The organism is Curvibacter delicatus NBRC 14919 (assembly GCF_001592265.1).
Classification (GTDB): Bacteria; Pseudomonadota; Gammaproteobacteria; order Burkholderiales; family Burkholderiaceae_C; genus Hylemonella; species Hylemonella delicata.
Genome location: NZ_BCWP01000019.1, coordinates 47,612 through 72,532, shown reverse-complemented (window position 1 = coordinate 72,532; position 24,921 = coordinate 47,612). Strand labels below are relative to the sequence as shown.

The 24,921-nt window shown below is 64.3% G+C and carries 21 protein-coding genes and 1 riboswitch; of the genes, 5 read left to right on the top strand and 16 right to left on the bottom strand.

What is annotated here, in order from left to right; genetic code table 11:
- The 10 genes from CDE01S_RS10730 to CDE01S_RS10685 all read right to left on the bottom strand — a co-directional run.
- The coding region (locus tag CDE01S_RS10730) for a methyl-accepting chemotaxis protein (protein WP_500778416.1) at positions 1-870 on the bottom strand (870 nt) is incomplete at its 3' end.
- A 114-nt stretch (positions 871-984) separates the two neighbouring features.
- A complete protein-coding gene (locus CDE01S_RS10725; protein WP_066706924.1) occupies positions 985-2,166 on the bottom strand; it encodes an acetyl-CoA C-acyltransferase in 1,182 nt (393 codons plus the stop codon).
- Positions 2,167-2,319: 153 nt separating this feature from the next.
- Positions 2,320-4,194 carry a phosphomethylpyrimidine synthase ThiC gene (gene thiC / locus CDE01S_RS10720; RefSeq protein WP_066706921.1) on the bottom strand — a complete coding sequence of 625 codons (1,875 nt, stop codon included), beginning with the start codon at positions 4,192-4,194 and terminating at the stop codon, positions 2,320-2,322.
- A 114-nt stretch (positions 4,195-4,308) separates the two neighbouring features.
- A riboswitch (TPP riboswitch) is annotated at positions 4,309-4,409 on the bottom strand.
- A 48-nt stretch (positions 4,410-4,457) separates the two neighbouring features.
- A complete protein-coding gene (aceK, locus tag CDE01S_RS10715) occupies positions 4,458-6,287 on the bottom strand; it encodes a bifunctional isocitrate dehydrogenase kinase/phosphatase (RefSeq protein WP_066706918.1) in 1,830 nt (609 codons plus the stop codon).
- An 8-nt stretch (positions 6,288-6,295) separates the two neighbouring features.
- Positions 6,296-6,952 (bottom strand): carbonate dehydratase, encoded by a 657-nt coding sequence (gene can / locus CDE01S_RS10710; RefSeq protein WP_066706915.1) that lies wholly within the window; start codon positions 6,950-6,952, stop codon positions 6,296-6,298.
- Positions 6,953-6,983: 31 nt separating this feature from the next.
- Positions 6,984-9,008: an LTA synthase family protein gene (locus tag CDE01S_RS10705; protein WP_066706912.1), complete on the bottom strand. Its 2,025-nt coding sequence runs from the start codon at positions 9,006-9,008 to the stop codon at positions 6,984-6,986.
- Between the two features lie 75 nt (positions 9,009-9,083).
- Entirely contained in the window at positions 9,084-10,262 is a 1,179-nt protein-coding gene (locus CDE01S_RS10700) for an isovaleryl-CoA dehydrogenase (RefSeq protein WP_066706910.1), read from the bottom strand.
- A 26-nt stretch (positions 10,263-10,288) separates the two neighbouring features.
- Positions 10,289-10,714, bottom strand: a complete 426-nt coding sequence (locus CDE01S_RS10695; RefSeq protein WP_066706907.1) for a PaaI family thioesterase — start codon at positions 10,712-10,714, stop codon at positions 10,289-10,291.
- Complete coding sequence (locus tag CDE01S_RS10690; RefSeq protein WP_066706905.1) at positions 10,704-11,120, bottom strand: MerR family transcriptional regulator; 417 nt, start codon at positions 11,118-11,120, stop codon at positions 10,704-10,706. Before CDE01S_RS10690 ends, CDE01S_RS10695 begins: the two co-directional genes overlap by 11 nt.
- A gap of 133 nt (positions 11,121-11,253) precedes the next feature.
- Positions 11,254-12,441, bottom strand: coding sequence for an MFS transporter (locus CDE01S_RS10685; RefSeq protein WP_066706903.1), 1,188 nt, complete (start codon positions 12,439-12,441; stop codon positions 11,254-11,256).
- Positions 12,442-12,594: 153 nt separating this feature from the next.
- On the opposite strand from CDE01S_RS10685, the gene CDE01S_RS10680 reads away from it, so the two are divergent.
- The 5 genes from CDE01S_RS10680 (at position 12,595) to CDE01S_RS10660 (ending at position 17,921) form a co-directional block, all read left to right on the top strand.
- On the top strand, positions 12,595-13,674 hold the full coding sequence (locus CDE01S_RS10680) for an MBL fold metallo-hydrolase (RefSeq protein ID WP_066706896.1): 1,080 nt from the start codon (positions 12,595-12,597) through the stop codon (positions 13,672-13,674).
- 123 nt (positions 13,675-13,797) lie between these two features.
- Positions 13,798-14,034 carry a hypothetical protein gene (locus tag CDE01S_RS10675; RefSeq protein WP_066706893.1) on the top strand — a complete coding sequence of 79 codons (237 nt, stop codon included), beginning with the start codon at positions 13,798-13,800 and terminating at the stop codon, positions 14,032-14,034.
- 429 nt (positions 14,035-14,463) lie between these two features.
- The gene (locus CDE01S_RS10670) at positions 14,464-16,125 is read left to right on the top strand and encodes an L-lactate permease (protein ID WP_066706890.1); all 1,662 of its coding nucleotides are present in this window, start codon (positions 14,464-14,466) and stop codon (positions 16,123-16,125) included.
- 145 nt (positions 16,126-16,270) lie between these two features.
- Positions 16,271-17,410, top strand: a complete 1,140-nt coding sequence (locus CDE01S_RS10665) for an HPP family protein (RefSeq protein WP_439648674.1) — start codon at positions 16,271-16,273, stop codon at positions 17,408-17,410.
- A 10-nt stretch (positions 17,411-17,420) separates the two neighbouring features.
- On the top strand, positions 17,421-17,921 hold the full coding sequence (locus CDE01S_RS10660) for a hypothetical protein (protein ID WP_157077104.1): 501 nt from the start codon (positions 17,421-17,423) through the stop codon (positions 17,919-17,921).
- 21 nt (positions 17,922-17,942) lie between these two features.
- Here the strand turns inward: CDE01S_RS10660 and CDE01S_RS10655 are convergent, their stop codons facing one another.
- From CDE01S_RS10655 to glyQ, 6 genes are all read right to left on the bottom strand, one after another.
- Positions 17,943-19,193 carry an MgtC/SapB family protein gene (locus CDE01S_RS10655; RefSeq protein ID WP_169802251.1) on the bottom strand — a complete coding sequence of 417 codons (1,251 nt, stop codon included), beginning with the start codon at positions 19,191-19,193 and terminating at the stop codon, positions 17,943-17,945.
- A gap of 7 nt (positions 19,194-19,200) precedes the next feature.
- Positions 19,201-20,202 carry a M48 family metallopeptidase gene (locus CDE01S_RS10650; protein WP_066706878.1) on the bottom strand — a complete coding sequence of 334 codons (1,002 nt, stop codon included), beginning with the start codon at positions 20,200-20,202 and terminating at the stop codon, positions 19,201-19,203.
- A 156-nt stretch (positions 20,203-20,358) separates the two neighbouring features.
- A complete protein-coding gene (locus tag CDE01S_RS10645; RefSeq protein WP_066706876.1) occupies positions 20,359-21,090 on the bottom strand; it encodes a lysophospholipid acyltransferase family protein in 732 nt (243 codons plus the stop codon).
- 15 nt (positions 21,091-21,105) lie between these two features.
- Positions 21,106-21,663: a D-glycero-beta-D-manno-heptose 1,7-bisphosphate 7-phosphatase gene (gmhB, locus tag CDE01S_RS10640; RefSeq protein ID WP_066706943.1), complete on the bottom strand. Its 558-nt coding sequence runs from the start codon at positions 21,661-21,663 to the stop codon at positions 21,106-21,108.
- Positions 21,664-21,682: 19 nt separating this feature from the next.
- Complete coding sequence (glyS, locus tag CDE01S_RS10635; protein ID WP_066706873.1) at positions 21,683-23,815, bottom strand: glycine--tRNA ligase subunit beta; 2,133 nt, start codon at positions 23,813-23,815, stop codon at positions 21,683-21,685.
- Between the two features lie 18 nt (positions 23,816-23,833).
- Positions 23,834-24,748 (bottom strand): glycine--tRNA ligase subunit alpha, encoded by a 915-nt coding sequence (glyQ, locus tag CDE01S_RS10630; RefSeq protein WP_066706870.1) that lies wholly within the window; start codon positions 24,746-24,748, stop codon positions 23,834-23,836.
- Positions 24,749-24,921: the final 173 nt, after the last annotated feature.

Here is a 24,921-nt window from a genome sequence, read left to right as displayed (position 1 = left end):
TGCACTGGCCTGGCTTTCGGTGCGGGCGCTCAGGTCCTGGCTGCCCTCGGCGATCTCGCTGCTGGCCGTGGTGATGCTGTCGGTCGACTGGCGCACCTCACTGACCAGCCGGCGCAGGGCATCCTGCATGCGCACCAGTTCCTGCATCAGGCTGTTGTCGTAACGCGTTGGCGGCACAGGGTAGACCAGGTTGCCCCCGGCAATTTCGTGCAGCGCCTTGCGTGCATCGCCCGGATCGCCGCCGAGTTCGTTGCAGACCGTGTTGCGCAGGTAAAACGTAAAGCCGGCAGCCACGAGCACGGCCAGCCCCGCCAGCGACAACGCAAACGCGATGAGCCGGTTGGCCTGAAGTTCAACCTGGGACTGCGCCTCTTCGGAAATCTTGCCAGCCACCTTCATCTGCTGCAGCAGCTCCGCCCGCAAATCCCGCCAGGCCGGGGTTTCCGTGCTGTTGAGAAACGGGATGGTGTCCGGCGACTGCTCCTTGACCAGCACCGTCACCTTCTCCTGCGCCTGGGCATGCTTCACACGCAGTGCCGGCAGCTTGGCCAGCCCGGCCTCGAACTGTGTGCCTTGGGCAATCTTGCTCGCCTCGGCAAACGCCTTTTCATAACCGGTGCGCGCATTGTCCAGGTTCTCATAAGCACGCTTGTTGGACGGGTCGAGCACGATGTTGCGCAAGGCCTGCCCCATTTGCAGCCCCTGGGCATACATCTCGGTCAGGCCGCTGCTGATGCGCTGCTCGGTTTCGATGTAATGGTGAAACTGGTTCTTGGTATGGACCAACCCACCAATGCTGCCGGCCAGGCCAATGATGAACAGCACCGCGGGAACCACGGCGCAGAGAAGAAGCTTGCTGCTGAATTTCATAGGGTTTACCCTGACATGTGACACGCCACATTCTGCATCATCGGCTGCTTATATTTATTTCTAAATACCAAGGGGGGCATATAGCCCCCCTCTTTTTTTCAAAACAACAACAGATCAGAGCATTTCAAGCGCCACCGCCGTGCCCTCGCCACCGCCGATGCACAAGGTGGCCAGGCCACGCTTGAGGCCGCGGGCCTGCAGCGCATACATCAGCGTGACCATGATGCGGGCACCGGAGGCGCCAATCGGGTGGCCCAGCGCGCAGGCGCCGCCGTTGACGTTGACGATGTCATGCGACACCTTGAGCTCCTCCATCAGCGCCATCGGCACCACGGCAAACGCCTCGTTGACTTCCCACAGGTCCACGTCCTTGACGCTCCAGCCGGCCTTGGCCAGCGCCTTTTGCGTCGCGCCCACCGGCGCGGTGGTGAACCAGTTCGGCTCCTGCGCATGCACTGCATGGGCCACGATCTTGGCCAGCGGCTTGCAGCCCAGCTTAGCCGCGGTGGAGGCGCGCATCATCACCAGCGCGGCAGCGCCGTCGTTGATGGACGAGCTGCTGGCGGCAGTGATGGTGCCGTCCTTCTTGAAGGCGGGCTTGAGCGCCGGAATCTTGTCCAGCTTGGCCTTGCCCGGGCCTTCGTCGATGGAGATCACCGTGTCACCGGCACGGCCCTTGACCGTGACCGGCGTGATCTCGGCGGCAAAAGCGCCGGACTGGATGGCCGCCTGCGCGCGGCGCACGCTGGTGATGGCGAAATGGTCCTGCGCCGTACGGTCAAAGCTGTACTTGGCAGCGCACTCCTCACCGAAGGTGCCCATGGAGCGGCCGGCCTCGTAGGCATCCTCCAGGCCATCGAGCATCATGTGGTCGTAGATCTTGTCGTGGCCCATGCGGTAGCCGCCACGGCCCTTGAGCATGAGGTAAGGCGCGTTGGTCATGCTCTCCATGCCGCCGGCAACGATCACGTCAGCTGAACCGGCCTGCAGCATGTCATGCGCGAACATGGCCGCGCGCATACCGGAGCCGCACATCTTGGACAGCGTCACCGCGCCCGCGCTCTTGGGCAGGCCGCCCTTGAAACCTGCCTGGCGCGCCGGCGCCTGGCCCTGGCCTGCCATCAGGCAGTTGCCGAACAGCACCTCGTTGACGGCCTCGGGCGCGATGCCGGCACGCTCGACGGCGGCCTTGATGGCAGCGCCGCCGAGGTCATGGGCGGCGAGGGAAGAGAAGTCACCCTGGAACGCCCCCATGGGGGTGCGGGCGGCGCCAACGATAACGATGGGATCGGACATGATGTGCTCCTTCGGTCTGAATACAAGTGGGCACATTTTGCCGCGAAAGCCTTCGTGCGACCCTGCGGGAAGCAGTCCGGATGACTACGTATGTCCCGCAGGTGGCAAGCTCGGCGCCCCGCTGGCAAACCAGGAGAGTCTCCACGCCACGGATCAGCCCTGCGCGATCGGAATGTAGATCTCCCCGCCCGCCCGCTTGAACTCTTCCGACATGGTTTCCATGCCGGCAGTCAAGGCCTGTTCCTCGCTCACACCTTGTGTTTTGGCAAACTCGCGCACCTCCTGCGTGATCTTCATCGAGCAGAACTTCGGCCCGCACATGGAGCAGAAGTGCGCCACCTTGGCCGAGTCCTTGGGCAGCGTTTCATCGTGGAATTTCTGTGCCGTGTCGGGGTCCAGTGACAGGTTGAACTGGTCCATCCAGCGGAACTCGAAGCGCGCCTTCGAGAGCGCGTCATCACGCGCCCGCGCCCCCGGGTGGCCCTTGGCGACGTCGGCCGCATGCGCGGCAATCTTGTAGGTGATGATGCCGGTCTTCACGTCCTCGCGGTCCGGCAGGCCCAGATGCTCCTTGGGCGTGACGTAGCACAGCATGGCAGTGCCGAACCAGCCGATCATGGCCGCACCGATGCCGCTGGTGATGTGGTCGTAACCGGGCGCAATGTCGGTGGTCAGCGGGCCCAGGGTGTAGAACGGCGCCTCGCCGCAGTGCTTGAGCTGCTCGGTCATGTTGGCCTGCACCATGTGCATGGGCACGTGGCCGGGACCTTCGATCATGGTCTGCACATCGTGTTGCCAGGCGATCTTGGTCAGCTCACCCAGCGTGCGCAGTTCGGCAAACTGCGCCTCGTCGTTGGCATCCGCGCCCGAGCCGGGGCGCAGGCCGTCGCCGAGCGAGAAGCTCACGTCATAGGCTTTCATGATGTCGCAGATGTCTTCGAAGTGGGTGTAGAGGAAGTTCTCCTGGTGGTGCGCGATGCACCACTTGGCCAGGATGGAGCCGCCACGCGAGACGATGCCGGTCACCCGGTTGGCCGTGAGGTGGATGAAAGGCAGGCGCACGCCGGCATGGATGGTGAAGTAGTCCACGCCCTGCTCGGCCTGCTCGATCAGCGTGTCGCGAAAGATGGCCCAGGTCAGATCTTCCGCCACGCCACCCACCTTCTCCAGCGCCTGGTAGATCGGCACCGTGCCGATGGGCACCGGCGAATTGCGCAGGATCCAGTCGCGCGTGGTGTGGATGTTGCGTCCGGTGGAAAGGTCCATCACCGTGTCGGCGCCCCAGCGGATGGACCACGCCAGCTTCTCCACCTCTTCCTCGATGCTGGACGTCACCGCCGAGTTGCCGATATTGGCGTTGATCTTGACCAGGAAGTTGCGGCCAATGGCCATCGGCTCCAGCTCCGGGTGGTTGATGTTGGCCGGGATGATGGCGCGGCCGCGCGCCACCTCGTCGCGCACGAACTCAGGCGTCACTGTCTGTGGGATGGCAGCACCGAAGCTGTTGCCGGCCAGGCGCTTCTCACGCTCGGCATTGCTGAGGTATTGGGCCATCCAGTCGCGCTGCTGGTTCTCGCGGATCGCCACATACTCCATCTCGGGCGTGATGATGCCGCGGCGGGCGTAGTGCATCTGGCTCACGTTGACACCGGCCCTGGCGCGGCGCGGCGTGCGCTGCAGGCCCGCTGCCTGCGCGCGCAACGCCGCCAACGCATCACTCTCGCCGCTCTTCAGTCCGTCATCAAGTGCATACGGTGTGCGTCCCTGGTAACCCTCGGTATCGCCACGCGCGGTTATCCAGCCCTCGCGCAAGGCCGGCAAGCCCCGACGCACGTCGATGGTGGCCTGCGGATCGGTGTAGGGGCCGGAGGTGTCGTAGACCGTGATGGCCTCACCGTTGCTCTGCGTGATCTCGCGCATGGGTACGCGCACATCAGCGCGCGCGCCGAGCACATGAATCTTGCGCGAGGCCGGTAGCGGCTCGCGCGTGAGGGAGATGAACTGGGCGAGTTTGTCGGGTGCATTCATGCGAAGTCTCCTTGTGACAGCAAACACATTGCTCCGAAGGAGGTTCACAGAACGCGAACCGGAAGACGGCACGAGGCCAGCAAGCGGGACAGACCAGGCTCTTCACGAAGGGAAAGGCAGCAGGTCAAGCTCTTCTTACGCCGGTATGAACCGGATCAAGTTCGCGGGTTTGGAATCCATCTCAGCGCAACGATTGCGCACCCCGGGCAAGGCAAAGTGTACACCAGCCGCCTGAGGTCACCATGACCGCGGTCAATTTTTGCCTACATGCTGGTACGCTGCTGAGAAAAGCGTCGGCTGCGCTCGTAGGGGAACACGTCGTAGACATAACCCTGCTGGATACGCTCCTTGTGGCTCTGCCAGAAAGGGGTATCGAGCAGGTCGGCATGGTGCTTCATGAAGACCTCGCGCACCGCCGGGGTGCCAAGCAGGAAGGGCGCGAAGGTTTCAGGGAACACATCGTGCGGACCGACGCTGTACCAGACCTCGCCCGACATCTCCTCTTCCTCGTTGCGCGGCTGCGGCACACGACGGAAGTTGCAATCCGTGACGTATTCGATCTCATCGTAGTCGTAGAACACCACCTTGCCGTGGCGCGTGACGCCGAAGTTTTTCCACAGCATGTCGCCGGGAAAGATGTTGGCCGCCACCAAGTCCTTGATGGCATTGCCGTAGTCGATGACGGCGCGCTCCATCTGGGCACGCGCCCGGATGGCATCTTCGCTCTGGTTGTTCGCGTCAGCGGCACCGGCGTCGAACGCTTCCTGCAGGTAGAGGTTGAGCGGGATCATGCGCCGCTCGATGTAGAGGTGCTTGATGATCACTTCGCTGGAGCCGTCCCCATCGCGGTCGCTGATCTCCAGCTGGCTCGGGGCGAATTTTTCGATCTCGGCAATCAGTTCGTCGTCGAAACGCTCGCGCGGGAATGCCACCAGGCTGTACTCCAGGGTATCGGCCATGCGGCCCACGCGGTCGTGCTGCTTGACCAGCAGGTACTTGCCCTTGACCTGTTCGCGCGTGGTGTCCTTGGGCGGCGGATACCAGTCCTTGATGAGCTTGAACACGTAGGGAAAGGACGGCAGATCGAACACCAGCATCACCATCCCCTTGATGCCGGGCGCGATGCGGAACTTGTCGCTCGAGTGCTTCAGGTGGTAGAGGAAGTCGCGGTAAAACAGCGTCTTGCCCTGCTTGGCCAGGCCCAGCGCGTTGTACAGCTCGGCCCGTGGCTTGCGCGGCATCATGCTGCGCAGGAACTGCACATAAGCCGAGGGCACCTCCATGTCCACCATGAAGTAGGCGCGCGCAAAGGAGAACAGCATCAGCAGATCGTCCTCGCCGAACAGCGCGGCGTCGATCACCAGCCGGCCGTCCTCGTTGTGAAGGATGGGCAGCGCAAACGGCACCTCAACGAAGCCGTTGATGATCTTGCCCACCACGTAGGCGCCCTTGTTGCGGAAGAACAGGCTGGACAGCACCTGCACCTGGAAATTGGCACGCAGCTTGGTCTGGCCCAGCTGGTCGTTCACCGCCGCCAGCACCAAGTCGACATCCCGCGCCAGGTTCTCGAACTCGCACCGCAGCTGGAAGTTGGTGATGATGCGTTCGATGGTCGCGCGCAGATTTTCGCGTGTCGGGTAATAGGCTCGGTAGGTGGGCTTGGCGGCCGGTTCGTCGTTCTCGATGTACTCGGTGCTGACGGCCGGACGCACGAAAATGAAGTCGTTCTGGAAGTGCGTGCGGTGCAGGATCTTGCAGGTGACCGAGTTGAAGAAGGTCTCGGCGAGCTCGGGCTGGTGGTGGTCCACCAGCAGGCCGATGTAGTGCAGCTTCACCTGGTGCCAGATGGCCATTGGTTGCGTGCCGGCCTGGAACTCCTTCGCCAGGCGCTGCACGCATTCCTTGACGCGCAGGTCGTAGAACTCGATGCGTTCGCGCTGGGCGCGCTGCTGGCCGTGCCAGTCGGACGTCTCGAAGCGGTGCTTGGCGCGCGCCGACTCGGTGCGGAACAGCCGGTAGTGGCGGTTGAAACCATCCATCATCGCCTTGGCGATGTCATAGGCGAGGGAGGAATCAAGCCGCTGCGGAAACATCGGGGTCCTCAGGACCTGGCGGCAAGCACTCCCTGAATCGCAGCCCGGTACATGGGTTCGATCGAATCGGTGCTGTTGATGGTCATCTTGAGATCCTGCAGCAAGCCGTCATGCACGCCAAACGCCCAGCCATGGATGCTGACGTTCTGCCCGCTGGCCCAGGCATCAAGCATGACGGTGCTGACGCCGACATTGATCACCTGCTCGATGACGTTGAGCTCCACCAGCGCGTCGTGGCGATGGCGTTCCGGCATGGCGTCCAGCAGCCCGCGATGGCGGTCGCGCACGTCCTGGATATGGCGCAGCCAGTTGTCAGCCAGACCGATACGCGCCCCCTCCAGCGCGGCCTGCACGCCGGAGCAACCGTAGTGGCCAACCACCATGATGTGCTCGACCTTGAGCCTCTCGACGGCGAACTGGATGGCGGAGAGTGCATTCAGGTCCGAATGCACCACGATGTTGGCGACATTGCGATGAACAAACACCTCACCCGGGTCGAGCCCGGTGATCTGGTTGGCCGGCACCCGGCTGTCGGAGCAGCCGATCCACATGTACTTGGGTGTCTGCTGTTTGACCAGCCCGGTGAAGAAGCCAGGACGCTCGCGCTCCATCTGCTCGGCCCAGGCACGGTTGTGGAAAAACAGGTCTTCAAGGGATTTGCTCATGCGCCCGATTGTCCTACACCGTGAATAGACCCTAGTGCCGCAGGGTGGCACGGACATTCCAGTCCAGCAAACCGAGTTGCGCGCGCGCCTGGGCATCCTGCTGTGCATCGAAGCGACAGTTGGCATTGGCCGGCCCGGGCGAGCAGACAAAACTGGCCGGGTCGCCCAAGGTCCAGCTGCCCAAGGCGTTGCGGGCCGTGCCGTAGTAGTTCATGCTGAACGGCGCATTCAAGGCCGGATTGGCCTGCTTGGCCGGATCGAGCAGCAGGTTGCGGCCTGTCTTGACGTAGCCGCTGTTGACGCCCAGCAAGGGCAGCAACGTGGGGAACATGTCGCGGTGGCTGGCCGGCAGCTGGCGCTGCGGCCCGCAGTCGAGACCATCGTCCCAGATCACGAACGGCACCTGGCTGAGCAGGTAGCGCCGCTCCGGCGTGGCGTACAGACCGAAGCTGCGCACATTGTGGTCCCCGGTGGCGGCAATCACGGTATTGGCGTGCTGCGGGCCCGCGCGCACCTCTTGCACCAGCCCCCCCAGCAGGTCAGTGGCGTAATGGTAGGAGTCGATGTTGAGCCACAGGGTGTCGGCACTGCGCTCGCCACCCCACTTGGCGGGGTTGCGCTCGACCCGCTGGTACTCGGGTGGCAGGTCGTAGGGCGGGTGGTTGGTGGCCGTCAGCACGAAGACGAACAGCGGCTTGTCCTCTTTTTTCTTCAGGCGTTCGGACAGGTAGCGGAACACATAACTGTCCCACACGCCCCAGATGCCCAGCGTGGCCTCCGGGTAGGCAGCCTTGAGGTTGTTCGCATCCACCACTTCGTCAAAGCCCTGCGTCCTGAGCACGCGATCCAGATCACGCCAGCCTGAACGCGTCGACGTCACGAACAGGGTGTGATAGCCGGCCTGCCTCAGGAGCAGGGGTACCGACCAGGGAATCGGCTTCTTGCCCTGCGGGCCGAGCGTCAGCGGCGTGATCGGGGTGGAAAACAGGATGGCTTCGAGCGAAGGGTGCGTGCCGGGCTGCGCGGAATCGAAGTTGGAGAAATGGCAGGCCTGCGCCAATGTTGGCGCCAGCCGGCCCAGCACATCGAAGTCCTTGGCTTGGTAGCGGAATGGCTCGGCACTCCACGACTCCATCAGAAAAAACAGCAGGTTCTTGCGCGGTTGGCCGGCGGGTGGCGGAGCATCGCCCCCTTGGGCGAACAGCGCGGCACGCAGTGCCTTCTCATCTCTCGCCTCGATGCCGAGCATGCGTGCCGCCGCCATCGGCGAGTCGTAGCCCAGCTGCTTCAGGCCCAGCAAGGGGTCGCTGAAATTCTGCGACGCCTTGCGGCCGTCCCAGGCGAACTTGAGCGCGATCACGCCGTTGGGCACCATGTCGTTCAGGAACTGCGAGGTGGTGACCGAGACGTTCTGCCGCCCCAGCGCCATCGCGCGCAGCGTGCCCTTGGTGGTCAACACCAGCAGGAACAGCGCAAGCAGCACCCCCAGCAGGGTCAGCCAGACCGGAATACGCCGGTCGCCGATGCCGCGGTTCAGCCGCCGGCTCAGCCGGCCATAGGCCGCCTTGCGGGCCGCCATGGCGCCCCAACTTGCGGTGGCAAGCACGACCAGCGTCAGCGTCACCGGGAAGTCGCTCCAGATGGTCTGGAGAATGGCCTTGGTGTCGTCCTCGAAGAAGCCGAACACCACCGGATCGATCGGCGTCTTGTAAAAACCGAAGTAATGCAGGTTGACCAGCGAGGCGGTGACGAACAGCAAGGTCACCGTGCCGGTCAGCCAGCCGTGCCAGCGCGCCGGCACGATGATCAGCACCGGCCACAGCAGGATGGCGGCGGCGGCGCAGACCTTGAGGTCGAAACGTGCGCCCTGGAACACCACGGACCAGAGGTCGGCCAGCGACGCCTCGAAGCCTTCGGGCCAGTGCCAAGCGATCTGCCCCATGCGCAGCAGCGACAACGCCAAGGCCACGCACAACACCATGAGCCAGGCCTGCAGGGTGGCGGAGGCCAGCGCCCCCAGCAGATGCTGGCCGAAGGTCCGCAGCGAAAACTTCATTGTCGACTTCCCTTGTTCACTCAGGGAAGTATTGTGCCGCCTGCCGGCGCCTCCCGTGTCTCGGGAGGCCACCGGTCACATGGTTTCGGCAAACAGCTCGCGCCCGATCAGCATGCGGCGGATCTCGCTGGTGCCGGCACCGATCTCGTACAGCTTGGCGTCGCGCCACAGGCGGCCCAGTGGGTACTCGTTGATGTAGCCGTTGCCACCATAGATCTGCACGCCTTCGCCGGCCATCCAGGTCGCCTTCTCGGCGCACCACAGAATGACCGAGGCGCAGTCCTTGCGCACCTGGCGCACGTGTTCGGTGCCCAGCATGTCGAGGTTCTTGGCCACGGTGTAGGCGAACGACCGGCCGGCCTGCAGCACGGTGTACATGTCGGCCACCTTGCCCTGGATCAGCTGGAACTCGCCGATGCTCTGGCCGAACTGCTTGCGGTCGTGGATATAGGGCACCACGTTGTCCATCACCGCTTGCATGATGCCCAGCGGGCCGCCGGTCAGCACGGCGCGCTCGTAGTCCAACCCGCTCATCAGCACCTTGGCGCCGCCGTTGACACTGCCCAGCACGTTGCTCGCCGGAACCTCCACGTTCTGGAACACCAGCTCGCCGGTATGGCTGCCGCGCATGCCCAGCTTGTCGAGCTTTTGCGCAATGGAAAAGCCCTTCATGCCCTTCTCGATCAGGAAGGCGGTGACACCGCGCGCGCCCAGCTCGGGCTCGGTCTTGGCATAAACCACCAACGTGTCGGCATCAGGGCCATTGGTGATCCACATCTTGCTGCCGTTGAGGACGTAGTAGCCGCCCTTGTCTTCGGCTTTCAGCTTCATGCTGATGACGTCCGAACCAGCCCCTGGCTCGCTCATGGCCAGGGCACCGACATGCTCGCCCGAAATCAGCTTGGGCAGGTACTTACGGCGTTGCTCGTCGTTGCCATTGCGCTTGATCTGGTTCACGCACAGGTTGCTGTGGGCACCGTAGCTCAAACCGACCGAGGCACTGGCGCGCGAGATTTCCTCCATCGCAATCATGTGCGCCAGGTAGCCCATGTTGGCGCCGCCGTATTCCTCGCCCACGGTGATGCCAAGCACACCCAGGTCACCCATCTTGCGCCACAGATCCATCGGGAACTGGTCGTTGCGGTCGATCTCGGCCGCGCGCGGCGCGATCTCGGCCTGTGCGAAGTCGCGCACCGCATCACGCAGGGCATCGATGTCGTCACCGAGCTGGAAGTTGAGTCCGGGCAGGTTCATGCAAGTCTCCGTCAGAATGAAAAGGTTCAGTAAGTCTTGGGCACGGGCACCAGGGTCTGCTGCAGCATGGCGCAGGCGCTGGTCTTGCCGTCGGCATCGATGTGCACCACCTCGGCGGCCGTGACAATGACGCGTCGGCCCGCCTTGAGCACGCGGCCGGTGGCACGCAACTCGCCGCCCTGGAAGCTGCTGAGGAAATTGATCTTGTATTCCACAGTCACCACCTCCATGCCCTCCGGAGCCATGGTGAGCCCGGCGTAACCACCGGCGATGTCGGCCAGCGCACCCATGGCACCACCATGAAAGCCGTCCTGTTGCTGCGTCACCTTGTCGGAGTACGGCAGCGCCAGTTCGCACAAACCCGGCTCTACGCGCAGCAGGCGTGCGCCTAGGTGGCGCATCATGCCCTGGCGCTCAAAGCTGGCCTGCACACGGGCAAACTCAGGCAGCATGGGCTTTCTTCCCGCGCTTGGCGGCGACCTTGGCCAGCAGGGCACGGGCTTCGCGCTGGTGTGCTTTCACCTCGTCCAGGTTGGCCTGCAGGTCGGCCATCTGCTCTTCCACCTGCCGGCGGTGCTGGGCCAGCACGTCCAGGAACTTCTGCAACTGCGGCCCGGTGTCGCGCGGGCTGTCGTACATGTCGATGATCTCTTTGGCCTCGGTCAGGCTCAGCCCCAGCCGCTTGGCGCGCAGCGTGAGCTTGAGGCGCGTGCGGTCACGGCCGCTGTAGACCCGGTTGCGCCCGCCGGGGCCCGAGCGCTCGGGCTGCAGGAGGCCCATGTCTTCGTAGAAGCGCATGGCACGCGTGGTCAGGTCGAACTCCCGGGCCAGATCGCTGATGCTGTAGGTCGTTGCCATAGGGTTTGGAAGAGTACAAGGTCCGCCGCTACGTCGCAGCGGCGCACTCCGATCGGATGGCTGCGCGCGCATTGACGTTTACGTAAACGTCAATTATGCAACCAAAATCCGGGGGCGCCCCGGCAGCGAAAAATCAGCGCGGCAACCGGTCTGGACGCAGCAGCAGGAAGGCCCCCAAGGCCAGCAACGCCAAGCCGGCGGCGAACAGGAAGGCGCTGGCTGGCTGCAGCAGCCACAACGCCCCGGCGATCAGCGAGGCGGGCAGGTAGATCAGGCCGGTCACGAAATTGTGGAGCCCGATGGCCGCGCCGCGCCGTTCATGCTCCAGGTCGGCGATGAACGCCTTGCTCTGGGCCTCGTCGATCGCATAAAACAGACCAAACAACAGGAACAGGACAACAATCTGCCAAGGTTCGCTGGCGAAGGCGAACCCCAGGCTCATCAGCAGGTAGGTCAGGTAACCCAGCATGACCATCTGCCCCCGCCCCAGGTAGTCGCCCAGTTTGCCGATCAACGGCGCGGTGAAAACGCAGGCGATATTGAACAGGGCGTACAGCAGGACCACATCCTTGACCGTGAAGCCGACACTGTGAGCCTTCAACAGCAGAAAGCTGAAGCTGAAATAGGCCAGCGAAAAGATGCCTGATGTGACCAGGTAGCGCTTGAAGGCTGGACTGAGGACACTCCAGGTCTCGAACATGTTTTCGCGTTGGTGCGGGGTGCCAGGCTGCTCCTTGACCCGGCTCAGAACCCAGACGCTGAGCAGGGCTGGAATGAGCGCAACCCAGAACAGGACCTGGAAAGACGTCGCCCCCTCCCCCAGCCACGACAGCAGGCCATAGGCGGCCAGGGGCCCCAACACAGCCCCCGACTTGTCCAGCGCCTTGTGCACGCCGAAGGCATAACCGCGCGTGTCCTTGTCCGCCACGGTCGACAGCCAGGCATCGCGCGGCGGCCCGCGAAAGCTCTTGCCCAGCCGTTCGATGACACGGAAGATCCCGAGTCCGGCCACCGAGCTGGAGACCAGCAGAATCAACTTGGCCAGGGTGGAAAAACCGTAGCCGGCCAATGCAAAAACCTTGCGTTTGCCGGTGCGGTCCGACAACCAGCCCGACAGGTAGTTCAAGGAAGAGGCCGCCAGATCGGCGCAGCCTTCGATCACCCCGAGCAAGGCGGCTGAAGCACCGGCGATGGTGGTGAAGAACACGGCGAAGACGGCAAAAATCATCTCCGAACTGAGGTCGGTCAGGAAACTCACCAGCCCCAGCTTGAGCACATCGGGGTGCACGCCCAGCTTGTTGTTCTCAGAGTCTTCCGGCATCGCGCTTCCTTTGTTGTCGCAACTGACATTCTGGCTCTTTTGACCAGCCAGTCCCTGAGGACACAAAACGCAGGTGACAGCACCGTGCAGCAGGCGTCCCTAGAATCGACCGATGGTTGACGTCCCCGTCAACCTGACTGGACCGCACACCCCATGAACGAACTCGAACGTCAACTCCACTACCCCTTGGGCGACACCCTGCCGGCTCCAGGCACGACACTGGAAGTAGCCCCCGGCATCCGCTGGGTACGCATGGCCCTGCCCTTTGCGCTGGACCACATCAACCTCTGGCTGCTGCGCGACGAGCTCGATGGCCGTGCCGGCTGGAGCGTCGTGGATTGCTGCATCAGCCGCGACGAAGCCAAGACCCAGTGGGAGCAGATCTTCAGCACCGAGTTCGAAGGCCTGCCGCTGCTGCGCGTCATCGTGACCCACATGCACCCCGACCACATCGGCCTGGCTTACTGGCTGTGTGAACGCTGGAGCACGCCGGAACATCCCTGCCGCCTGTGGATCAGTGCCACCGACTACAACCTGGCACGTGTCGGCTCGGCCGGCACCAACGGCTTTGGCGGCGACAGCTCGGCCCTGTTTTTCGCCTCGCATGGCCTGACCGACCCGGCGTCGATGGAAAAGATCCGCGAGCGCGCCAGCTACTACCCCACGCTGGTACCGGCGGTGCCGCGCCACTTCCGTCGCCTGATGGAGAACGATGTGCTGACCATCGGTGGCCGCACCTGGCGTTGCATCAGTGGCCATGGCCATGCCCCGGAACACATCGCGTTCTACTGCGACGAACTGAAGCTGTTGATTGGCGGCGACATGATGCTGCCGCGCATCTCGACCAATGTCAGCGTGTTCGACATGGAACCCGAGGCCAACCCGCTGCAGCTGTTCCTGCACTCCATCGACAAGTTCAAGATGCTGCCGGCCGACACGCTGACGCTGCCGTCGCACGGCAAACCCTTCACCGGTCTGCACCGGCGCATCGAACAATTGCATGAACACCACCGCGACCGCCTGGCCGAGGTGCTGCAGGCCTGCACCGAGAAACCGTGCAGCGCGGCCGACGTGCTGCCCATCCTGTTCAAACGCCAGCTCGATCTGCACCAGACCACCTTTGCCATGGGCGAGTCGATCGCGCACCTGCATGCGCTGTGGTTTGAAGGCCGGCTGCAGCGGCAGCGTGACCCTCACGGCGTCTACCGCTTCAGTGCCAGCGTTGCTGCATGACAGCCGAGACGCCGGATACGAATCGATACAAATCGCCCGTCAACGGTGTTCTCAATGTGCTCGTTGTGGTAAGGCCTCCGGGCTTTTCCGGAGCAGCAAATTGAACTTTGAAAGGCATTTGAAATGAGCAAGATCCTCGCTTCCCTGATCGCTGGTCTGTTCGCTGCTGGCGCGTTCGCACAAGCTGCGGCACCCGCCACCCCGGCTACGCCGGCCACTCCTGCAGCGCCCGCCAAGGTCGAAGCGAAAGCCGACGCCAAGGTTGAGAAGAAGGCTGAAGTGAAGAAGAAGGTCGCCGCCAAGAAGACGGAAAAGGCGGCCGAGAAAGCAGCCGAAAAGAAAGAAGACGCGAAGAAGTAATTCCCTCGTCACACCCAACAAAAAGCCCGCACCTTGCGGGCTTTTTGTTGGGCGCTCCTTGAGCCCAGGTCGCGAATCGCCTTGCGCGCTGCAGCAGCTGGCAGAGCGCCCGGCACGGCGCGCGCCTATGTACAACTACGTACACGCGCCGTACTGGGAGATTTCTACAATCTGGTGTCTCGCGTCCGAAGCCGACCCACCGTCGGATCTGCGCCGACACCCCGATCCAAGCCCGCCCGCAAACACACGGTCTGAGGGCGCCTGGCGATCCATTCACAACAGTCAAAGGGAAGCGACGCGAAGCACCCCCGCTTCTAGCCGACACATTCATTGTCACGCGTGTCACCGCGTGCCCAGCCTGGGCGCTGGCGTTGGCCACCTTGGCTCACAACCGACTCGACTAATTCACAACATCACAAGGAGTATTTGATGGTTTGGCAACAGGTTTATGACCCCTTGGGCAATATGGCCCTATCCACGCTGCTGGCGGCAGTGCCCGTCGTTGTCATGCTGGTCGGCCTTGGCTTCCTGCATCTCAAGGCGCACATTGCTGCAGCCGCCGGCCTGGTCAGCGCGCTGGCGATCGCCGTGTTTGCTTTCGGCATGCCCGCCGAAATGGCCGGCAAGGCTGCCTTTCTCGGCGGTCTGACCGGCCTGCTGCCGATCGGCTGGATCGTGCTCAACATCATCTTCCTGCACCAGCTGACCGAGGAAAACGGCAGCTTCAAGGTGCTGCAGGATTCGATTGCCGGCATCACGGAAGACCGGCGCCTGCAACTGCTGCTGATTGCCTTTGCCTTCGGTGCCTTCTTTGAAGGTGCGGCCGGCTTCGGCACACCGGTGGCGGTGACGGCAGCCATCCTGATCGGCCTGGGCTTCTCGCCGCTGGCCGCCTCCGGCCTGTCCCTGATCGCCAACACGGCGCCCGTGGCCTACGGCGCGCTGGGCACGCCGGTCATCACGCTGGCCAAGGTGCACGGCTATGACGTGGGCGAGGTGTCGGCCATGATCGGTCGCCAACTGCCCTTCTTCTCGCTGATGGTGCCGTTCTGGCTGATCTGGGCCTTCGCAGGCTGGCGCGGCATGAAGCAGATCTGGCCGGCCATCCTGGTCACCGGCGTGAGCTTTGCCATTCCGCAGTTCCTGGTGTCCAACTACATGGGCCCGGAACTGGTGGACGTGATTGCGGCCATCTGCTCCATGGGTGCCCTGGTGTTGTTCCTGCGCGTCTGGAAACCCGCTGAGATCTGGACCTCGGTCTCCCTCAAGGGCCATGAAACGGACGGCGGCAAGGCACAAGCACCTGTGGCACCGGCCAAGCATGATCGCGCCACGGTGATCAAGGCCTGGACGCCCTGGGCCATCCTCACCGGCTTCGTGTTCCTCTGGGGCCTGCCCGTCACCAAAAACTACCTCAACAGCATCTTCGCACCGAAGTTCGCCATTGACGGCCTGCACAAGCTGATCGAGAAGATCCCGCCGGTGGTGCCGAAGCCGACCGCTGAATCCGCTGAATACGTGCTCAACCTGCTGTCGGCCACCGGCAGCGGCATTCTGCTGGCAGCCGTTGTCGGCGGCCTGGTCATGGGCTACGGCATTCCGGCGCTGCTCAAGTCCTACGGCAAGACCTTGTGGCTGGTGCGTTATTCGCTGCTGACCATCGTGCTGATGCTGGCCTTGGGCACGCTGACCCGCTACTCCGGCCTGGACACCACGCTGGGCCTGGCCTTCGCCGCCACCGGCATGTTCTACCCCTTCTTCGGCACCCTGATGGGCTGGCTGGGCGTGGCACTGACCGGCTCCGACACCGCCTCCAACGTGCTGTTCGGCGGCATGCAGAAAGTGGCGGCCGAGCAGCTCGGCCTGTCGCCCAACCTGATGGGCGCCGCCAACAGCTCGGGCGGCGTGATGGGCAAGATGATCGACGCCCAGTCCATCGTGGTGGCCTCCACGGCAACTCGCTGGTTCGACCACGAAGGCGACATCCTGCGTTATGTGTTCTTCCACTCCATCGCACTGGCCTGCTTGGTCGGCCTGCTGGTGACACTGCAGGCCTACGTGCCGCCGTTCACCCTGATGGTCATCCACTGAGCCTGGCCACCCCTGAGAAAAGACCGCTTCGGCGGTCTTTTCTTTTTGGCAAGCGGCCCCGCCCCGAGAGAAACACCCTCACGCGCACCCGGTACACCCTCGCACCTACAATGCGCCATCCTGGTGCGATCGGCACCGCTCTGGAGTGCGCCACGTGCCTGTCGTTCTTTCCTGGCTTCGTTCCTTTTTGCCTGCGCCTTTGACCGTTGGGCGGCGAGAAATCTGGTTGGCTTGTATCGGCGCCGGGCTCGGCCTGCTCGGCACCGAATGGCTGAGCCACCAGGTCCTGGGCAGTGCCAACCCCTGGTTCATTGCGCCCATGGGTGCCTCTGCCGTGCTGCTGTTTGCCGTGCCGGCCAGTCCATTGGCCCAGCCCTGGTCCATCGTGGGCGGCAATCTGGTGTCGGCACTCATTGGTGTGAGTTGCGCCCTGTGGCTGGGCCCGAACGGCCTGGCCGCGGGCCTCGCCGGCGCCCTGGCCATCAGCGCCATGTTTGCTCTGCGCTGCCTGCATCCGCCGGGCGGCGCGGTGGCACTGACGGCGGTGCTGGGTGGGCCCGCCGTGAACCAGCTGGGTTATGGCTTTGCCCTCTGGCCAGTCGCCGCCAACTCCTGCCTCATGTTGCTGCTGGCCCTGCTGTTCAACAACCTCATGCAGCGCCGCTACCCGCACCAGCCGCCCCCGCAAGCGCACCCCCACCGCACGACCGACCCGTTGCCGAGTGCACGCCTGGGCTTCACACAGGACGACCTGGATGCGGCACTGTCCGGACAACATGAATTACTGGACATCAGCAAGGACGACCTGGAGGAAATCCTGACCCGGGCCCAACTGCATGCCAGCCGCCGCAAATGGGGCGATGTGTCCTGTCGCGACATCATGTCGCATGATGTAGTGCACATCGGGCCGCGTGACTCGCTGGACGCGGCCTGGGGCCGTCTGGCCAAGCACAAGGTCAAGGCCCTGCCGGTCACGCTGGAGGATGGCACGCTGGTGGGCATTGTGTCGCTGCACGACTTCTTCATCGGCCACAGCGCCCCGACGTCGCGCATGGTGCCGGCCATGAGCACGGCACGTTATGTGGAGGACATCATGACCAGCAAGGTGCGTGTGGCACGGCCGGAGCAGCCCATGGTCGATCTGGTCGGGCTCTTCTCCGACGGCGGTCTGCACCACATGCCGGTGATTGATGCGCAGCAGCGTGTGATCGGCATGATCACGCAGTCCGACCTGGTCGCCGCGCTCTTCAAGACCGGCATCGGCAATCCGGCCACGGCGGCTTGAGGTCAGGGCCATGGAGCACACTCTGCCATCCGGAACCACCCCCGCCGCCTCGTTGACGGTGCTGCACATTGGTGCGGAGCAGACCACGGTGCTCCAGCGCCAGGGCAGCACCCAGGCCACCCCGCTGGCGCTGGACATCGGCGCACAGAAGACCGCGCAGCAGTTCTTCAAGCACGCGCCGCCCTCGCCTTACGAGCTGGAAAACGCCATTGCAACCGTTGAGGACGAGGTGATGCGCGTACGTCCGCAGATCGTGCCGGGCTCGCGTCTGGTCACGTCGGACGCCGCCATTCGCGAGATCGCGCGGCTGGCCGGGCTCGCACCGGCCGCGCAGATTGAATTGCCATTGGATGCCATGGAGCAGGTCTTTCAGCGGCTGACGGCGCGCAGTCTGGGCCGCCCCGCTTCGCAGGATGACATGCCGACCGATACCGCGTTTGCTGCCACCTTGCTGATCCTGCGCGAATTCATGCAGCACCTGCATTTCGCGTCGATCACCGTGCAGGCATAAGCACGGACTGTTCACACAACGTCAGGCCAGCCAGCGCGTCCAGCCCCATGGCAGCCAGGCAGCCAGCGCCACCAGCAGCAGACCCATGGACACGACGGAGCCGAAGCGCACGCCGCCGGCGGCGTAGGCGGCCACGATCTTGCTCACGCTGTTGGTGGAGAAGGCCAGCAACACCGCCGTGAGCATGGTGGCCGTATCGGTGCCGCCATGCGCCGCCAAAGTGATGGCCGCGGCCGACACCGAGTGCATGTCGGCAAAACCGGCCAGGGCGGTGGCCGCAAAAGTGGCCAAGGTCCCGAAGGCCGCCTGCACCCAGGTCACCACCGCCGTCACACCCGACAGCAACAGCGCCAGACCGATGGACTGCCCCAGATGAAAGGCACGCCCCTTCACATCGCTGTCCTGCACCGGGGTCCCAATACGGCGGAAGGCGACCAGGCCCAGCACCAGTGCCATCACCAGCGCGCTGCCCATGGCCGGCGCGAGAACACCCAGGGACGCCGGATTGAGCACCAGCGCAATCAGCATCACCTGCAAGGCCGTGGAGACGGTGGAGAACCAGGCACCGGCCACGCAGGCGCTGCGCAGTTCGGGGTGCTTGCTCGCGCGCGCGCCCATGGCCGCAATGGTGGCAGTGCTGGAGACAAAACCCGCCACCAGCCCCGACAGCGGCATGCCGAGCCGGGCACCGAACAGGCGCAGCGCCACATGCCCCACGGCCTGCACCGCCATGATCATCACCACCAGCAGCCACACCGTGCGCGGGTTCACGCCCGCCAGCCAGGTCAGCGGCTGGTCGGGTGTCAGCGGCAGGATGATGAGTGCCGAACCAGCCAGCACCAGCGCATCGCGCAACTCCTGCTCCGACAGTGTGCGCGTGGAAAAGCGCTGCAGCGGTTCGCGTGCAGCCAACAGGCCGGCCACCACCACGCCACCGGCGGCCGCCTCGGCCTGGTGCTCCACCGTCAGGACCCCCAGCAGAAAGGTGAGGAACAGCGCCATCTCCGTGGTAACGCCAGGGTCCTTGGAGCGATCCTTGAGGTGCGAGACCACCGCCAGCGAGGCCACCAGCGCGGCCGTGACAACCGTGAGCCAGGGCTGGTCCAGCAGTTGGGCCCCCGCCCCCACCAGCGCCACCAGGGAGAAGGTGCGGATGCCGGCGAAATGACGCGTGGGCCCGTGGCCTTTGTGGCGCTCGCGATCAACGCCGATCAACAGCCCCAGCCCCAAGGCCAGCGCCAGACTGCCCAGGGAATCGATGTTGAAGTCCATGTTCATGTCAGTGCCAGCGCGGAACGGCGTCGTCCTTGAGCTGGCTGCGCAGGGTCTCGTAATCCGGCATGACGGAGCGCACCGTGTCCCAGAACCGCGGACTGTGGTCCATCACGCGCAGGTGGCTCAGCTCATGCGCCACCACGTAGTCGATCACCGACTGCTGGAAATGGATCAGGCGCCAGTTCAAGCGGATGGCGCCGTCGCTGCGCGCGCTGCCCCAACGGGTGCCGGCACTGCTGAGCGACAGTTTGCGCCATTGCACCTGCAGTTGCGGCGCGTAGTGGTTCAGTCGCGCCGTGAAGATGCTGTGCGCCTGTCGCATCAGCCAGGCCTGCACCGCATCGCGGATCTGAGCGTGCGTTGCCGTCTGCGGCAGCCCGATGTGCAGCGTCAGGCGCGGCACGCCGGCCAGTGTCAGGTTGGGCGCCTCGGCGTCGGTACGCAGCACCACCTCCACCCCGGCCGACTTGAGGTTGCCCCCGACGGTGGTGAACGCATGGCGCGGGTCCAGCACCACGATGACCTGCTCGCCCAGAAAGGGAAAGGTGACGCCGTCCTGCCACTGGATGCGGGCCGACTCCAGCCGCTGCTGGCGTTCACGCGCCTCGTCGAGCTTGCGCACGATCCAGCTGGCTTTTTCCTGCAGCGCGGCTTCCACCTCGTACAGCGGCACCCAGCGCGGCGCACTGACCACCAGGCCGTCGGCCCCGACCGCCATGCCGATGGTGCGGCGCTTGCCGCGCTTGAACTCGTAGGCCACCACCGCCTCGCACAGGCGGCTCTCGCGGTTGGCGCGTGGGTGCGCAAAACGCGCCGGCGTCATGACGCTGGCAATCGGCGCCGCCGGCACGACCGGTTCAGCCGGATCATTTGCTATCAATTCAGGAGCTGCTTGCACAGACAGGACGGGCAACAGAGGCTGATTTGGCTTGGAATCCTGCGGCACGGCAACCGCTGGCGCCGGTGCGCTGTCGAACAGATCGAGGGCAAGCTGCAGGAACCTCATAGCCACGACTCTACCGAAAACTGCATATCCCAGCGTCACAAGCTAACCCAACAACCCAGGAACGCCGTGGAACCGGCTCTGCCGGGCCACTGGCGTTGCCCCCTGCAAGGGGGTGGGCGAAGGGACACGCAGTGCCCGGAGCCTGGGGGTATGCCATCAATAAGCTTCAGGGTCGAGCCGACGCATCTCCGCCTCGATCCAGGTTTCGACTTCGCGCATGAGCTCGGCCGGGTCGCGTCCCTCGCTGGGAATGGGTTTGCCAATAGAGACGTCCACCACACCCGGCCGCTTGATGAAGGCCTTGCGCGGCCAGCACTTGGCCGAGGTCACGGCCACCGGAATCACCGGTGCGCCGGTGGCCACCGCCAGCCGGGTGCCGCCAGTCTTGTAGGTGCCGGTTTGGCCGCGCGCAATGCGCGTGCCCTCGGGGAACATGATGATCCAGACGCCACGCGCCAGCAGTTCCTTGCCTTGCGCCACCACCTTGGCAAAAGCTTTGGAGCCCTGCGAACGATCGATGTGGATCATGTCCAACCGCCCCATGGCCCAGCCGAAGAAGGGTACGTACAGCAGCTCCTTCTTGAACACATAGGCCAGCGGGTGCGGCATCAGCGTCGGCATGTAGAAGGTTTCAAAGGTGGACTGGTGCTTGACCAGCAGGATGGCCGGGCTGGTCTCGCCGACCGGCAGGTTCTCCATGCCGCTCACGCGCACCTGGATGCCGAGGATGACGCGCGCACCGTCGATGGCCCACCCCAGCCAGCGCACGGCCATCCAGTACAGCGGGTTGCCGCGCACGCGGATGGAGGCCACCACCATGATGATGCCCCACGGAATCACCGTGACCAGCATCCACAGCGCATGAAGAATGGAACGAATCAAAGGCATGGGTGTGGTGTTTCTTCAGGCAACGCTGTCGCGTCGCACCAGATGGTCGGCAAAGGCCAGCAGGTTCTCGTGCACGCGCGTGCCGGGCGGGAAGTTGTCGGGCAGCGGCTGGCCGCGCAGGGCCTCGCCCTTGCCGGTCAGCACCAGGTGCGGCTCGCAGCCGACACTGGCGCCGGCGATCAGGTCACGCGCCGTATCGCCCACCGTGGGCACACCCTTGAGGTCAATGCCATAGCGCTCGCCGATCTGTTCGAACAGGCCTGGCTGCGGCTTGCGGCAGCGGCAGGCCTGGTCGGGTGCATGCGGGCAGTAGAAGATGGCCTCGATGCGGCCGCCGGCGGTGGCCAGCAGCTTGTGCATCTTGGCGTGCATGGCGTTGAGTGCCGCCACGTCAAACAGGCCGCGCCCCAGCCCCGACTGGTTGGAGGCCACCACCACATGCCAGCCGGCGTGGTTCAGACGGGCAATCGCCTCCAGCGCACCAGGCAGCGGCTTCCACTCGGCCTCGGACTTGATGTACTCGAGGCTGTCTTCGTTGATGGTGCCGTCGCGATCGAGGATGACGAGCTTCATCGTCTGCGCCGTGTGCACGTCAGGCCGCCAAGCGGGACAGGTCGGCCACGCGGTTCATGGCGTCGTGCAGGCTTTTCAGCAGGCCCTGGCGGTTCAGGCGCAGGTCCAGCTCTTCGGCGTTGACCATCACGTCGTCAAAGAAGGCGTCGACCGGCGCGCGCAGTGCAGCCAGCGTCTGCAGGGATGCAGTGTAGTCGCCGGCCTCGAACTGGGCGTTGGCTTGCGGCACCACGCTCTTGAGCGCGGCGTACAAGTCCTTCTCAGCCTGCTCCTTGAGCAGCACGTCGCTGACATGGGCATCGACGTCGCCGGCCTTCTTCAGGATGTTGCTGATGCGCTTGTTGGCGGCCGCCAGTGCAGCGGCTTCCGGCAGCGCGGCAAAGGCGCGCACGGCGGCCAGACGCTTGGTCACATCGCCCAGACGCTGCGGCTGCAGCGCCAGCACGGCTTCGACTTCCTGCGCGCTGTAGCCCTGCTCGCGCAGGGAACCGGCCAGGCGGTCGTAGATGAATTCGGCCAGGGCCGGCGTGGCATCGTTGATCTTGTCGCCAAAAGCCGGCACGGCACCAGCGAGCAGGGCGTTGAGGTCGAGCGGCAAATCCTTCTCGGCCAGCATCCGGATCACGCCCAGAGCATGGCGGCGCAGCGCGAACGGGTCCTTGTCGCCGGTCGGCAGGTTGCCGATGCCAAACATGCCGACCAGCGTTTCCAGTTTGTCGGCCAGCGCCACCACCAGCCCCACGTTGTTGCGCGGCAGATCGTCGCCGGCAAAACGCGGTTTGTAGTGGTCTTCGATGGCATTCGCCACCTCATCACCCAGCCCGTCATGACGGGCGTAATACCCGCCCATGATGCCTTGCAGCTCGGGGAATTCGCCCACCATGTCAGTCAGCAGGTCAGTTTTGGCCAGACGGGCCGCAGTATCGGCGGCCTTGGCCAGCGCTTCCCCGCCCAGTTGCTGCGCGATGGCGCGCGCAATCGCGCGCACACGCTCCACACGCTCACCTTGCGTGCCCAGCTTGTTGTGATAAACCACCTTGCCCAGTCCCTCGACGCGCGATTCGAGCGTCTTCTTGCGGTCCTGGTCGAAGAAGAACTTGGCGTCCGCCAGGCGCGGGCGCACCACGCGTTCGTTGCCGCCAATCACCGCGCTGGCATCGCTCGGGCTGATGTTGCTGACCACCAGGAACTGGTGGGTCAGCTTGCCGGTTGCATCCAGCAACGGGAAGTACTTCTGGTTGGCCTTCATCGTGAGGATCAGGCATTCCTGCGGCACGTCGAGGAACTGCTTCTCGAACTCACACACCAGCACATTGGGGCGCTCGACCAGCGCGGTCACTTCATCGAGCAGCGCATCGTCTTCAATCGGGCGGACCCCGTTGCCGACCTGGGCCGCGGCAGCCGCCAGTTGGCGCGCGATCTCGGCACGGCGCTCGGCGAAGGAGGCGATCACCGCACCATCCTGCTGCAGCGTGGCGGCATAACTGTCGGCGTCCTTGATGACAACCTTAGCGACCTTGGCCTCGAAGCGGTGGCCTTGCGTGCTGTTGCCGGCGGTGAGGCCCAGCGCCTTGACCGGCACCACGGTGCTGCCATGCAGCGCCACCAGACCGTGCGCAGGGCGCACGAAGTTGACGCTGCTCCAGCCCGGCAGTTCGCAATCGGTCTCGAGCTGGTAGCTCATGACCTTCGGAATCGGCAGCTTGGCAATGGCCTCTTCCAGCGCTTTTTGCAGGCCGGTGTCGAGCGTAGCGCCGGTGACCAGGCTGTCGTAGAACAGCGCTTCGGCCTTGCCGTCGGGCGCGCGCTTGAGGGCAGCCACGGCGGCGGCCGGGTTGGAGACGTCTGCACCGAGGGCCTGTAGTTTTTTCAGCAGCGCGGGCGTGGCGTTGCCACTCGCATCCAGCCCCACCGTCACCGGCATGAGCTTTTGCTGCACCGCCTTGTCGGCGGCCTTGAGCCAGACGTGCGTGACGTGCGCGGCCAGACGGCGCGGCGAGGCGTAGGCGGTGACGACGGAGTCGGCACCGGCCAGGCCCAGCGCCTTGAGTTGATCGGCCAGCGTGCCGGCAAAGGCATCGCCCAGCTTCTTGAGTGCCTTCGGCGGCAGCTCTTCGACAAACAGTTCAACGAGAAGATTCTTGGTGGTCATCGTGTTCTTTCCCGGCCTTCAGGCTGCCTTCTTCGTCAAGGGTGTCATCTGCTCCACCCACTCGCGCGGCGCCATGGGGAAGCCCAGACGCTCACGGCTCTCGTAGTAGCTCTGCGCCACGGCGCGCGCCAGGTTGCGGATGCGGCCGATGTAGGCGGCACGCTCGGTAACGGAAATCGCACCACGGGCATCCAGCAGGTTGAAGGTGTGCGCGGCTTTGAGCACCTGCTCATAGGCCGGCAGCGCGAGCTGCTGCTCCATCAGGTACTTGGCCTGCTTCTCGTGCGCGCTGAAGGCAGTGAACAGGAAGTCGGCATCGCTGTGCTCGAAGTTGTAGGCCGACTGCTCTTTTTCGTTCTGCAGGTAGACATCACCGTAGCTCATGGTGTCGGTCCACTTGAGGTTGTAGACGTTGTCCACGCCCTGCAGGTACATGGCCAGGCGCTCCAGACCGTAGGTGATCTCGCCGGTGATCGGCTTGCAGTCGATGCCGCCCACTTGCTGGAAGTAGGTGAACTGCGTCACCTCCATGCCGTTGAGCCAGACTTCCCAGCCCAGGCCCCAGGCGCCCAGCGTCGGGTTTTCCCAGTCGTCTTCCACGAAACGGATGTCGTTCTTCTTCAGGTCGAAGCCCAGTGCTTCCAGCGAGCCGAGGTACAGCTCCAAGATGTTGCTGGGGGCCGGCTTCAGGACCACCTGGAACTGGTAGTAGTGCTGCAGGCGGTTCGGGTTCTCGCCGTAGCGGCCGTCCTTCGGGCGGCGGCTGGGCTGCACGTAGGCAGCCTTCCACGGCTCGGGGCCGATGGCGCGCAGGAAGGTCGCGGTGTGCGAGGTGCCGGCGCCGACCTCCATGTCATAGGGCTGCAACAGGGCGCAGCCCTGGGCATCCCAGTAGGACTGCAATTTCAGAATGATTTGTTGGAAGGTCAACATGGCTGTGAGCTGGATCGCACGAGACAACAAGACTGGCTTGCCGGAGGCGCGCGACCGGTTGCTGGTAAAGCGGATTTCCCGCGTAAACCCTTGATTTTACGGGGCTTCCTGACGGCGGGTGCCGGATCGGACACCGGCGCCATTGGCGTTTCGCTTCTGACACAGGGCACGCG